We start from the raw sequence: 11958 nt of genomic DNA on the forward strand, positions 1-11958 counted from the left end.
CCCCGCGTCCTCAGCAAGCGTGGTGGCATGCCGAATGATGCCGTTTACGTCGGACGGCCGAGCCGTTTTGGCAATCCATTCGTGATCGGCCGCCACGGCAACCGCTGGCACGGTTCGAAGCCTTCCTGCGGGCCAACCCTGAGTTGCTTGCCGCCGCGAAAGCCGAGTTGCGCGGCAAGGACCTGGTGTGCTGGTGGGCACCAGAGGCATGCCACGCGGACGTTCTGCTGCGCATCGCCAACGAAGACCCCGCGCCGCCACTGCAATCCCGCATCCAACCAACCTCCCGACTCGCAGACTTCCCATGACCATCTCCAACGCGATCATTTTTCGCATCAGCATCGATCCGTCCGTACACACCGCCGCCTTGATCAACGAGGCCCTGCAGAAACTTCCCTTCATCGAGTGCAGCCCCACCCAAGAAGAATCGTCCGGCTGGACGCCACCGCGCGGCGAAGCCCATGGGCCCATGCTCGAGTCGGTGGGTGGGCAGTGGATCGCCAAACTCGTGACCGAGACAAGGTCGGTACCGGCAGCCGCCGTGAAGCGCGCAGTCGACCAGCGCGTCAAGCAGATCGAGGAGACAACCGGCCGCAAGCCTGGACGCAAGGAGAAGAAGGAGCTGAAGGAGGACGTGGTGCACGAACTGCTGCCGCTTGCCTTCCCGAAGCAGGGTGCCACTACCGTCTGGATCGACCCGTCCAAGGGCCTGATGGTGCTCGACACCGCAAGCATGAGCCGCGCCGACAGTGTGGTCACCGCACTGGTCAAGGGCGTGGAAGGGCTGGCCTTCACCCTGATCAACACGGCAACGACTCCATCGGACGCCATGGCCGCTTGGCTCATCACCCAGGAACCGCCGGAGGGATTCACCGTCGATCGCGAGGTCGAGCTGCGCTCCACCGACGAATCGAAGGCCGTGGTGCGATACGGGAACCACCCTCTCGACATTGAAGAGGTTCGCGCTCACGTCCAGGCCGGCAAGATGCCCACACGCCTCGCATTGACCTGGAAAGACCGGGTGTCGATTCAGCTCACCGAGGGCTTCGCGATCCGCAAGATCAAGTTTCTGGAAGGCGTGAACGAGAAGACCGGCCCCAAGGCGGACGACTTCGATGCCGACGTGGCCATCGGCACTGGCGAGCTTTCGGGCCTGATCGCCGACCTCGTCGAAGTGCTCGGCGGCGAGATGACCCTTGGCCAGCCTCAGCCCCAGCCCCAGCCCCAGCCCCAGCCCCAGCCCCAGCCCCAGCCACGGGCCCGGCCATCGGTCGCGTTGGGGGAGGGTGAGGCCGCGCCCGGCAACGACGATCTGTACGACCAAGCTGTGCTCGTCGTCCGAGCGCAGGACCGCGCCAGCATTTCCTTGATCCAGCGCCACCTCAAGCTCGGCTACAACCAGGCGGCCCGGTTGCTGGAGAAGCTCGAGTCGCGCCAGGTTGTTTCCCCGATGGCCGGCGACGGCTCACGCCGCGTTCTCAAGGTGGGCTGACGATGGAGCGGCCCCTCATCCTCATGCCTTGTTCGGGTACGAAACTTGACTACCCCGCTCCGGCCCAGGACTTCTACCAGGGCGTGATGTGGCAGTCGTTGCGTGCCAACGTCGACCCGGACAGGATGCCGCACATCGTCGTCCTGTCGGCCCTCTATGGATTCGTTGAAGGGGCAGCCGTCATCGAGCCCTACGACCGGAAGTTGACGGAAGCCCGCGCGCGGGAGCTGTACTGCGAACTGGATCAGTTCGTGAATGGGATTCCTTGGCCGAAGCATGCGACAAGGATCCTGATCGCAGGGGGTGGCCACTACCGACACATGATGAGGGCGATGGTCGGCGCGCTGATCCACAACGGCAAGCTAGCTCGGCATCTCCAGATCTCCGAGGTGTCGGGTGGCATCGGGACGCAGCGTTCCCAGCTCGGCCAGTTTGCGCGCGACCCGTCTTCGATTCCGAGCCCCTACGCCGGCTATCACCAGAACGGCACCCCCTGTCTGAGGGAAGCATGGGGCCTACGAGTTGGCGATCGTGTCCGCACGTCCGGAAGGTATGTGGGCAAGGCCGGACCGAAGTTCGCGCGCGTCGAAGAGATCTTCGACGGGCCAGGGGGCCCGACGGCGAGCGTTGAGTTCGAGGACGACCGGCCGCCACTTGCGAACGGGAAGTCGCGGCCGGCGCAGGCCTACCGCGCCGCGTGGATCGGTGTCGAAAATCTCGAGCGAGCTGGATGCGTGCAATCGGCGGTGGCCGAGTCCGAGCACTATCTCGATCCCGATGAGATCTGGCAGCCCAACCCCGGGCTCAGACAAATGACGGGCGGTGGTGACGCGCCGCTGGATCTTCTGACGGAGGAGGAGGGCGAGAGCGAATCGTTGGCGCCGAGGAGCTGACTAGGTCGGCAAGGACGTCCAGAAGCCGTTTGATAGCTTCGCGTGCGGCGTAAGTGCTACGTTCAACACAGCCTCGACGAGCACTTGGTGCGCGGGCGCTTGCCGCAATGCAGCGTCGCGCGCAGAATCCGCCCTCAGCAATGGCAATTGCGGCCGCAAGGCCAATCGAAAAAAGGGCGCGAGCGCTGAGATGCAGAAAGGCACCAGCGACTCGCCCACCCGCCGCGAGACGAGGCGCTTGCAGGACCTGGAGGACAGGCGATGGATCTGACAGCCATTCGCGTCGAGCTGGCCTCGGCTCTGGTCGTCGCGATCGTGTCCGGGGTCAGCTTCATCGCTAAGCAAATCTACGATTGGATCAAAGCGCTGGCTGCGGAGCGCCGGGCGAGAGAAGCCCGGCTCTTGACCCTTCTTTCCCTGTTGCTGGTCGGCAGATCTGTTTTCAAGGTCCAGGCCGACATTCGAGATCGATTGCAGGAGTCCATCGCGGCGCGTGACCCGACGCTCGCCGCCAGCCACGTTGGCTTTGAGGCAGTTTTCTCGCACGCATTCCAATCGCTCACCGTCCAAGAACGCGAGATGCACGCCGTCATTCGCGGCTACACAGTTGCGGGCTTGAAGCCGATCAACGAGGCGGCGCTTGCATGGCTGCGCGAGGACACCGATTTCAAGATCACGAGTGCCAAGGATCCAGTCATGCAGGAGCTCGGTGAGCAATTGCGCGCCCTGGAGGCGCATGTACAGCTTTGGCTCGCTAAGTTTGCCGTCTGGATCCCTGAGACACCCCAGCACGCGCTGGTGTACCTGGACGACGAAGTGAAGCATGGCGTGCCCTTCCCCTCAGGCATCGAAGGCACCGTGCTGGCGGTTGCTCGCTCTGTGGGGCGGCGCCGGGCGTAGTTGAGCACGCGGCTCCGTCGATAAACCGGCCGAGCAACCTTGCGCATTCGGCGTCTGTGCCGATATTCTTGTGCGAAAGAATCAAGATTCGCCGTGTGCCGCGGCGCGCACATGGCCTCCACCCCGACCTTCCTGTCACGTCTCAAGCTTGTCGACCCCGACCTGGCGCTCTTTTGCGTGCCGTCCGGGTATGTCGACTGCAGGAGCTCGATCACGGACCTGGACGAGGCTGATCACACGGGCAAGACGTCCCACTTGCTGAGTCTCGTGGTCACCGATCGCGTCAAGGCGGTCAACAAGGACAAGTCGGCGGCGAGCTGGGGCGGGAGGGTCATCACCTCCATGGCGGAGCTCCAAGAAAAGCAGTACCCATTCTGGAAGAACATCGGTCGTTTGCAGATCGAAGTTGCGGACGGGACGGGACGCATCGCATATCTCAACTCGTTCGCCCCCTGGGGCTGGCGCTCGACCGAAGTGGGGTCGAAGGTCCACTTCTTGGGCACCGTGAAGCGATTCGGCGACAACCTCTACGTCGAGCCCGGTGCGGAGCAGCCGCACAGCGGCGCGATCGGCGGCATCTGGGCGCGATACCTGGGCATGCCAGGTCGAGTGACGGGCGAGGCGGTCACCGGCGCCGTGCACGCGGTCGTCGGCAAGGAAGGCGCATATCTGAAATGCGAGCGGCACATCGTCTCCGCGATGCAACTAGACGAAGCGGGCGTGCTCGCCTGCGTGCAGTACGACCAGGCCGATCTGCCGGACGGCGTCCCGACTTTCGCGAACCTGCGGGAGCTGCTCCTTGCCTTGCATCGACCTGCGTCAGTCGAAGCAGGTGAGCGTGCCCTGCAGCTCGCGCAGCGCATCGACGCGGCTTCGATTCGGACGGCGGCCCGCACCCAGAGCAAGCGCCAGCCTCATCGAGACGCGCCCCTCATCGTTCCTGACCAGCAGGTGCTCGACCTGGCTGCCAAGCAGTCCGAGACCCTGACCGACGATCAGCGCGCGGCAATCCTGGGAATCGCCAGCGCGCTGCGTTCTCCGGTTCCCATGAACGGACTGATCCCTGGCGATGTGGGCACAGGAAAGACGCTCACGTTCCTTCTGCCGGCGGTCGTGGCCCACCAAAACGGCGCGAGCGTGGCGATCATGGCGCCCACCATCATCCTGGCCAACCAGATCGCCAAACAGATCACTCGCCGTTTCGCCGGCGAGATCCGCGGCGTCGAGCGCGTCGAGGCCGGCAAGAAGATCCGGAACAAGGATCACATCCTGGTCGGCACGAGTGGCCTGACGAGCGCATGCGCCAAGGCGGGCATCGTGCCCAACGTCCTGGTGATGGACGAGCAGCACAAGCTCTCGGTGCAGACGCGCGGCGCGCTGGTTGGTCCGGCCACCCATGTCATCGAGGCGACGGCGACACCGATTCCGCGATCCCTCGCGACGGTGTTCTTCGACGGTATGCAGGTGTTCACGCTGCGCCAGGCGCCGGTGGAGCGCTCGATCACGAGCCACATCGTCGATGTTGGCAGTCGCGGCGTCGTGACCCGGTCGATTCGCGACACGATCGCGGCGGGCCGGCGCGTGCTGGTGATCTATCCGCGGGTCGACAGCGTCGAGGTCACGAAGAAGGCCAAGGCCTCGAAGGAGGGCGCGCAGCTCGACTTGGGAGCGGTCACGGAAGACACGACTCGCACGGCGCAGGGCGTCGTCGCCGCGGCGGAGACGTTCGAACAAGCGTTCCCTGGAAAGGTCGTGGCACTCCATGGTCTGCTTTCCGACGACGAGAAGGAGAGCGCGATCCAGCAGATCCACAGCCTCGAGAAGCCACTCGCGGTGGCATCCGTGGTGGTGGAGACCGGCATCGACATTCCGGACATCGGCCTGGTCGTCATCCGGGATGCCGATCGGCTGGGCCTGTCGCAGCTTCACCAGCTGCGTGGGCGCCTGGTGCGCAACGGCGGCGCTGCCGACTTCTTCATGATGGTCGAATCGATCGAGGCACTGGAAGACCCGGCCCTCGAGCGGCTGATGGCCTGCAAGCTCACCACGAATGGTTTCCGCCTGGCCGAGATCGACATGAAGCAGCGGGGCTTCGGTTCGTACGTGGATGACAGCCAGACCGGCTCCTCACAAGGCGTGTTCCGGCTCACCAAGATTGCGCCAGCGGACTTCCTTGGCATCGCGACCGCGACGGCTGCCGCCGGCGAGCCAGGGGCCGCCGACGTGGCGGATGCCAACGAGGCAGACGTGTTGATGCGACGCGTGCGTAAGGAAGTTGAGAAGCTGCGCCAGGCCGTGGCGGCTGGCGTGCGCACGGTCAAGGCGGCCACTCCATTGGCACCTTCCAAACTGCCTGCGCCTCCCGGATCGTTCAAGCCGCGATCGCCGGCCGCGGCACCAGCGTCAGCACCTGTGGTAGCTCCTGCTCGCCATCCACAAGCTGGGGCACCGGGCCAGCAGTTGGGCTTCCGCGTGTTGCCGGCACGGCCAGTTGTCCGTCCGCCGGCGAACGTGCCGCCAGTTGTCGCTCGGTTTCCTGCGTCGGTGGCTCGCATACCAGCCACCCCGCCCCCGCTTCCGCCCGGTGCGATCGAGCGCATGCAAGCAGGCTTTGACTTCTCCTCGGCTGAACCTCGGCCTGCGCCAGCGGCCAAGCTCGATCCTGCGGCTGTGCCGGGCTTCCCTCCTCGAAGATCGTTCCCACCACGCGGGTAGGACATTCCGGCCCGCCGAGGCGGGCGCCACCGACAAGGCCTTTCATGCAAAACCTCTTCTACAGTTCCTGCCCCATGGTGCGCCGCTCCAGCGAGACCTTCGTGGAGTGGTCCACGATCGGCGGCGAGCGCCGCCGTTTCGAGTTCGAACGCGAGATCCTTTGGCTGCAGGAGTCGGAGGCCGTACTTCGATTCGTCCATGGCGGCGAGGAGTTGAGGCACGAGTCGACCCACAACGACTTCTACGGCTACCTTACCGCGGCCCAGGGACTCGATAACGATGCGCGGCGCGCGGCCGAGTCGTACAGCGTGACGGCGGAGAGCTCACTTGTGATCGAGATCCTGTCCCGTGTCTTCCAGCGTCCCGTGGTCGAGACCGAGGAGGCCCGGAAGTACAACCTCACGAAGCCCCAGAGCCACAAGTCCCAATGGGCGGACGTCCCGGATGAGTGGCGCAAAGAGGAGAAGGTAGACGGCGAAACGCTGTTCCCGCGGCTCGCGCGCATCGAACTCGGCGAGGAGGTGGTCTGGTCGAGCAAACTCTCGCAGGACGAAAACGCCGCCCGGCTCGCAGCGTTCAAAGCACGATGGCCCGCAGCGCAGGCGGCCCAAGACGCTGCGGTCCTCGAGGTCGCAGGCTGATCGCGCAAGGACTGCCCATCTCTCGCTCGCAACCACAAAAGCGCAGGATCGCGACACTTAATTCATCCTGGGCGATCTGAGACTCGCTGGATATCTTGAATCGGCACTACGACCGATTCGAGATGAACCACACCGTCACGCAGCCAGCGCCGCCCACCTCCCCGCTTGTGGAACGCTTCACCACGATCGGGGAGTTCCACCCGTTGGCCGCCGAGGCCATGCGCGTGATCAGCGGCCTGATGGATTCGGGATCGCCCGCGGTGATAGGGTGGAGCTCGGGCAAGGACTCCTCCGTCCTGGTGAGCCTGGTGCTGACCGTCGCGGTCGAGCGCAGGAAGTCGGGGCTGGCGGTGCCACCCATGCTTGTCGTGCACACAGACACCGGCGTGGAATCTCCGGCCGTTCGTTTGTTGGCCGATGGTGAATTGGCGAAGATGGCCGACTACGCGCGCGCAAATGGCCTGCCGTTGCAGATCCGCGTCGGGAAACCTAGCCTCTACACGTCCTGGCCCGTGCGCGTGATCGGCGGCCGCGCGCTGCCCTCATTCCCCACCGGAAATCGGGACTGCTCGAAAGACTGGAAGGTAGACAGTGGCAATCGTCTGATGGACGAGGTGTTCGCAGAACTGCGCAAGGACAAGACGGCTGCGCAACCGGTGGTCATGACCGGCGTGCGGCTGGACGAATCCGCAGCGCGCGAAGCGAACATTCGCGCGCGCGGCGAGAGTGCCTCCGAGATCTGGACGAACGCGAAGGGGCGCCTCGGCTTGAGCCCTATCATTCATTGGTCAGCTGATGACGTGTTCGAGTACCTTGGCTACGCGTCAGCGGGGATGATCGAAACGTACTCCGATTTCTCGGAGACCCTTCAGTTCTACAGGGACGCCGGCGGATCGAGTTGCGCTGTCGTTGGCGATATGCGCATGGCTGAAGCGGCTTCAGAGCAAAAAGGTGGATGCGGTGCTCGCTCGGGTTGCTGGGCTTGCGTGGCCGTTGGGAAAGATAAGAGCGCTGAGCAGATGATCGAATCGGACCCTGAGAGGTACGGTTTCATGCGATCTTTGAACCGACTTCGGAACTTCATCGCGAACACACAGTACGATTTTGACTCGCGCAATTTCCTGGGCAGGACCATCGACGCAGACGGCAATGTGGCAGTCGGTGCCGATGTGTATTCGCCAACGATGCTCGACCGCCTACTACGTTATACGCTCACTGCCCAGGTTAGGGAACAGGCCGCCGCGCGTCAGCTCGGCATTCCCCCGCGCTTCACGATCATGGGGTTTCGCGAGCTCGTCGCGATCGATGCCCAGTGGAGCATGTACGGCATTCACAAGCCTTTCCACGCGCTCAAGATCTTCTTCGAGGTCATGGACGGCAAGCTCAGCGATCCGCCGATTACCGGCCCGCTGCCGCGAACTCCTGTTCCCAAGTACGGCAAGGTGCACGTGGGCCGCGCATGGGAGGACGACCGGCGTACAGGCGATCCGAAGCGCGATCGCATGCTGTCCGGCGGCATCCGCTCGCACGCGCATGAGATGTTCCACGAGTCCTGTGGGTTCGACGTGAAGCAGCTGTCCAGCGGCGAGTTCACGACGGCCTGGGACACCGAGGATTCGTTCGAGGTGGACGAGGAGAGCGCGGCCGACTTCGTCGTGCTCATGGGCGAGGAGTACATCGATCGGTATCACCACGATGGCGCTGACCGCACCCAGGCCATGAGCACTTACTTGAGCATGGGGATCGTGGCACCGGCTCACGCGAGCATCGGCCGGTGGCATGCCATCGCCCAGCGCACGCAGTGGATGCAGCGCCATGGCCTCGTCGGCGAGGTGCAGCGCGAACGGCTTTTGGAGATGCTCGAGGAACAGCGGAGCCAAGGAATGGGGCAACCTGTTCCCGCACCGGCTCAGGTTGCACTCTTCGACGAGGATGAGCTGGTGCAGTTGGACGACGGGACGGAATTCGCCTACGAGGAAGAGGATGAGGGGGATCGCGCGCCCGCGCCGATGGGCTGAGGGCCGCGCTGGGCGATCTGGCCTACCTGGGGCAACAGGTCAGACCCTGCGGCCTGTGAAGCAATCGAGCAGCCAACGCGGCGGGTAGTCGGTAAGCAGTGCGACCAGATGCGCGGCGCGATCTGCCGCCGGGCTAGACGGCATGTAGCGCTGGAGATCAGAAGGGCTCAGACGCGCATAGAAGCGGACTCGTAGCCGGATCTTCCTTTCTGCTCGAAGTGTGGCTCGCCCCCCTTCGGACAAGGACGCGCAGTGGGTGATCGTCCGAGTGTCAATCTGCGTCGCAGGAAAGTCGGTCGCAATCGCCTGCATGCTCTTCACTGCTCGTCTGGCGAGTACTCGCAATAGCTGTCGACGCTTTTCAACTTGCTTCTGGATTCGGATCGTGCCCGAGTAAGTTACGACTGCGGCGACCACAACGGACACAAGCTGTACCAGCGCCAGAGGATCAGGTACTTCGAGGTACCAATCTGATTTCGGCGGCACGCGGCTCATGTAGAGCTTGCGGCACATCTCGATCACGGAGACCAGGAGGAGGGTGAGCCAAACTCCGATGGTCGTGGAGTAGATCAAGGCGACAGCCTTTCGGTGGTCGACCTTCCATCGCACGCCGAAGTCGCGAAGGGTGAGCCACGCACGCGGGCGGTGAGCGAAGGCGCCATCTGGAAGGCCAACGATCCGCTCGATAGCGGCCGCTCGCCCGACGAGCTCGTCGTAAAGCTGATCGTTTCGGCTGTTGTAGGTAGCCAAGCCAATCGTCGCGAGCAATCCGAAAGACGCAAGCACGATGTTGACCGGCCCTGATTGAGAGCTTCCGAAAGCTGCTGTAGCACCCGCAGAAAGCGGCAATAGCATCAGAAGTCTGAAGCGAATGTCAGTCAATGCGCGAAAGTTTGCGGAGACCTCTCCATATTCCTTGAGAAGTGCTTCGCGACGCGGGTCCGGGCTCGGGGTGGCACTGGTTGGGGTCGCCGCGTCTGTTGGGCGTCGCAGAAGTCGCGCGAGCGGAGCCAGAAACTGCATCATTGGGACAGTTTCGGCGTTTTCTGGCTCATTGCAAGTCGTGAGAGACCTCCTAGAGGGGCGCCGTCGCGCGCCAACGGCCGCCATCCTGTGGATTTTTTCAAGGTATCGACCTTACGAACTGAGCGTCCATCCTGTACCTTGGTCTGAGACGAATCAGACCGCTCTGAAATGACCGCCGCTTCCAAGTACAAAACCCGAAAACTCTTCCAGGTCCGCATACACCGCCCGGGCCACACCTTTGGCGCGCAGGTCGGACACAAGTGCCGGCTGTTGCCTCGAACCCCGGCCGCCCGCATTGCCCGCCGATTGCGCAGGGCCGGTCTCGAGGTGACGATCGATCCCATCATCGTCAAGCTCACCCGTGAGCAAGCCTGCTACCTCGACCATCGCTACCCGCTTTCGATGTGAGCGCGCTGATGGCAGAACAATCGACGCAGCAGCGGCTGCACCAATGGTTCACGCCTGCCTGGGCAGCGGAGGGCATCGTCGAGGAGGCATTTGGCTGGCTCCAGCCCGGCGATCGCGTTGCCGAGCCTTCGTGCGGCGACGGTGCATTCCTCTGTGCGCTGCCTGGCTCGCTGGATGTCGTCGGCGTCGAGATTGATCCCATTCAGGCCGAGCGCGCGCGCCGCGCATCAGGGCGCCGGGTGATCGTTGGCGACTTCCTTGAAGTGCCGGCCCAGGACCTGGGCCGCGTGCAGGCCGTCATCGGCAACCCGCCCTTCCAATCGGACATGGTCGCGGCGTTCCTGCGCAGATCGCATGAGATCCTCGAAGAGGGGGGCCAAGCCGGCTTCATTCTGCCCGCCTACATCTTGCAAACAAGCAGCCGCGTGGAGCAGCTCCACTCGTTGTTCAGCATCAAGCAGTCCCTGATCCCGCGCAACCTGTTCCCGGGCCTGTCCTTGCCGCTTTGCTTCGCCACCTTCACCAAGGAGCGGGAGCGCCGGCTTTTCGGCTTCATGCTGTACCGCGAGGCGCAGGAGATCGCAGCGATCGATAAGCGCTGGAAGCAGGCGGTGGCCGCGGGCCGCGACTGTCGAGGCGTATGGTTCCCCGTGGTGCGGGAGATTCTTCGTGCGCTCGGCGGATCGGCAGAGCTCGACCAGATCTACGATTCGATCCAGGCAATGCGGCCGACCTCGAATCCTCACTGGCGCGCCAAGGTGCGCCAGGTGCTCCAGCGTCACGCAAGCGCGTTCGAGCGTACCGCCCCAGGCCAATATCAACTACGGGACATCGTCGCTGCCTGAGCGGCGACCAGGACCAACACCATGAGCAGAAACCAACCATCCCAGAAGAAGCTTCAGATCGAGGTCGACTCGTTCAACGCCAGGGTGCCCCTCGGCGGAACCGTCGACTATTTCAGCTACGAGGGCGCACCCCTCGAGAGATTCAAGACCCGCACCCCAGCGCAGATCCTGAGCGGCCACACGGCTGTGGTCTGGCTTGAGGGCAAGGCGGGTTGCGTCTGCGTGAGTCATTGCATCCCGGTCGTGGGCGAAGCCGCCACTGGGGCGACTCAATGAGGCTGTTTGCCGGTTCCTTCGCCCCCTCGCGGCACCAGGCGAAACCCCCGACAATCCCGCTGATGGAACAGCAGCCTTCGAACGATCAAACAGCCGCCGGTGGCGCCTGGCGTGCGGCTGCTCAGGCAGCAGTCGCCCACCTGCAGGACGAGGGCGTGCCGGCGAACGTGGCCGCAGCGCTCCGCGTCCTGGCAGGCGCGCTTGCTGCGCCGGGGGAGGTCCCAGTCGAGGCCTGGCCGGCGCTCACGGAAAAGGCGCAGGTGCATGGCACTGTGTTCGAGGCGGGGACGTCGACCAAGGCCGTAGTGGAAGAGGCGATCCGGTACTACCTGTTCGAGCAGCAGCCACCGCGCGTCGCGGATCGTGCCAGCGTCCTGGACAGGTTCGGGGCGCAGGTGGGCGCCTTGGTGAACGCCAAGCCCGACGACGGCAAGGATTGAGCTGGGCGACGGAGGCCAGGCAATCCCCCAGAGGCCCTGGGCCGCGTGTCGGGCGTAGCTCGCGAGCCCCGCTACCATCGCGCCATGAAACGTCTCGCCCTGTGTCTGAGCGCATTCCTAAGCCTTCCGGCATTCGCCGATCAGCCAGAGCTTCAGGGCTGTTAAGGGAACCGGCCCCTACGGTGCGGAGGCGTGTGGTCACTGGGCGAGTGCGGCTGAAAGTGCGGTGACCTTAAAGGAAAGCGGGCGGTCGCGTGCGTCCATCGAGCGACAGTTCGTTCGTCCAATCCGCGGCACTCCCGCT

At 64.1% G+C, this 11958-nt stretch carries 12 protein-coding genes; 11 read left to right on the top strand and 1 reads right to left on the bottom strand.

Translation table 11 applies throughout. The annotated features are described in order from the left end of the window. The first annotated feature begins 143 nt into the window (after positions 1 to 143). The 7 genes from ACSQ89_RS42180 (at position 144) to ACSQ89_RS42210 (ending at position 8659) form a co-directional block, all read left to right on the top strand. Entirely contained in the window at positions 144 to 308 is a 165-nt protein-coding gene (locus tag ACSQ89_RS42180; RefSeq protein WP_436298090.1) for a DUF4326 domain-containing protein, read from the top strand. Beyond that, positions 305 to 1492: a recombination-associated protein RdgC gene (gene rdgC / locus ACSQ89_RS42185; protein WP_436298091.1), complete on the top strand. Its 1188-nt coding sequence runs from the start codon at positions 305 to 307 to the stop codon at positions 1490 to 1492. Before ACSQ89_RS42180 ends, rdgC begins: the two co-directional genes overlap by 4 nt. Before the next feature lie 2 nt (positions 1493 to 1494). Then, complete coding sequence (locus ACSQ89_RS42190) at positions 1495 to 2385, top strand: DUF6884 domain-containing protein (protein WP_436298092.1); 891 nt, start codon at positions 1495 to 1497, stop codon at positions 2383 to 2385. Positions 2386 to 2646: 261 nt separating this feature from the next. Next, positions 2647 to 3285 carry a hypothetical protein gene (locus ACSQ89_RS42195; protein ID WP_436298093.1) on the top strand — a complete coding sequence of 213 codons (639 nt, stop codon included), beginning with the start codon at positions 2647 to 2649 and terminating at the stop codon, positions 3283 to 3285. A 111-nt stretch (positions 3286 to 3396) separates the two neighbouring features. Continuing rightward, on the top strand, positions 3397 to 6000 hold the full coding sequence (locus ACSQ89_RS42200) for a DEAD/DEAH box helicase (RefSeq protein ID WP_436298094.1): 2604 nt from the start codon (positions 3397 to 3399) through the stop codon (positions 5998 to 6000). Between the two features lie 44 nt (positions 6001 to 6044). After that, positions 6045 to 6641: a hypothetical protein gene (locus ACSQ89_RS42205; protein WP_436298095.1), complete on the top strand. Its 597-nt coding sequence runs from the start codon at positions 6045 to 6047 to the stop codon at positions 6639 to 6641. A gap of 122 nt (positions 6642 to 6763) precedes the next feature. Beyond that, positions 6764 to 8659 (top strand): hypothetical protein, encoded by a 1896-nt coding sequence (locus ACSQ89_RS42210; protein ID WP_436298096.1) that lies wholly within the window; start codon positions 6764 to 6766, stop codon positions 8657 to 8659. Between the two features lie 39 nt (positions 8660 to 8698). Here the strand turns inward: ACSQ89_RS42210 and ACSQ89_RS42215 are convergent, their stop codons facing one another. Further along, the gene (locus tag ACSQ89_RS42215; RefSeq protein WP_436298097.1) at positions 8699 to 9685 is read right to left on the bottom strand and encodes a hypothetical protein; all 987 of its coding nucleotides are present in this window, start codon (positions 9683 to 9685) and stop codon (positions 8699 to 8701) included. Between the two features lie 168 nt (positions 9686 to 9853). Between ACSQ89_RS42215 and ACSQ89_RS42220 the strand changes: the two genes are divergently transcribed. From ACSQ89_RS42220 to ACSQ89_RS42235, 4 genes are all read left to right on the top strand, one after another. Further along, complete coding sequence (locus tag ACSQ89_RS42220; RefSeq protein WP_436298098.1) at positions 9854 to 10093, top strand: hypothetical protein; 240 nt, start codon at positions 9854 to 9856, stop codon at positions 10091 to 10093. Then, the gene (locus tag ACSQ89_RS42225) at positions 10090 to 10938 is read left to right on the top strand and encodes a methyltransferase domain-containing protein (RefSeq protein WP_436298099.1); all 849 of its coding nucleotides are present in this window, start codon (positions 10090 to 10092) and stop codon (positions 10936 to 10938) included. The genes ACSQ89_RS42220 and ACSQ89_RS42225 overlap by 4 nt, the downstream gene beginning before the upstream one ends. A 21-nt stretch (positions 10939 to 10959) precedes the next feature. Next, the gene (locus tag ACSQ89_RS42230) at positions 10960 to 11214 is read left to right on the top strand and encodes a hypothetical protein (RefSeq protein WP_436298100.1); all 255 of its coding nucleotides are present in this window, start codon (positions 10960 to 10962) and stop codon (positions 11212 to 11214) included. A gap of 62 nt (positions 11215 to 11276) precedes the next feature. Next, a complete protein-coding gene (locus tag ACSQ89_RS42235; protein ID WP_436298101.1) occupies positions 11277 to 11654 on the top strand; it encodes a hypothetical protein in 378 nt (125 codons plus the stop codon). The last annotated feature ends 304 nt before the right edge of the window (positions 11655 to 11958 follow it).

The sequence above is a fragment of the Variovorax sp. LjRoot175 genome, assembly GCF_964253805.1.
GTDB lineage: Bacteria > Pseudomonadota > Gammaproteobacteria > Burkholderiales > Burkholderiaceae_C > Variovorax.

Excerpts from the sequence above, each read along its gene's own strand:
- rdgC (WP_436298091.1), top strand. The coding sequence starts at position 305 with ATGACCATCTCCAACGCGATCATTTTTCGCATCAGCATCGATCCGTCC.
- ACSQ89_RS42190 (WP_436298092.1), top strand. The coding sequence starts at position 1,495 with ATGGAGCGGCCCCTCATCCTCATGCCTTGTTCGGGTACGAAACTTGAC.
- ACSQ89_RS42195 (WP_436298093.1), top strand. The coding sequence starts at position 2,647 with ATGGATCTGACAGCCATTCGCGTCGAGCTGGCCTCGGCTCTGGTCGTC.
- ACSQ89_RS42200 (WP_436298094.1), top strand. The coding sequence starts at position 3,397 with ATGGCCTCCACCCCGACCTTCCTGTCACGTCTCAAGCTTGTCGACCCC.
- ACSQ89_RS42205 (WP_436298095.1), top strand. The coding sequence starts at position 6,045 with ATGCAAAACCTCTTCTACAGTTCCTGCCCCATGGTGCGCCGCTCCAGC.
- ACSQ89_RS42210 (WP_436298096.1), top strand. The coding sequence starts at position 6,764 with ATGAACCACACCGTCACGCAGCCAGCGCCGCCCACCTCCCCGCTTGTG.
- ACSQ89_RS42215 (WP_436298097.1), bottom strand. The coding sequence starts at position 9,685 with ATGATGCAGTTTCTGGCTCCGCTCGCGCGACTTCTGCGACGCCCAACA.
- ACSQ89_RS42220 (WP_436298098.1), top strand. The coding sequence starts at position 9,854 with ATGACCGCCGCTTCCAAGTACAAAACCCGAAAACTCTTCCAGGTCCGC.
- ACSQ89_RS42230 (WP_436298100.1), top strand. The coding sequence starts at position 10,960 with ATGAGCAGAAACCAACCATCCCAGAAGAAGCTTCAGATCGAGGTCGAC.
- ACSQ89_RS42235 (WP_436298101.1), top strand. The coding sequence starts at position 11,277 with ATGGAACAGCAGCCTTCGAACGATCAAACAGCCGCCGGTGGCGCCTGG.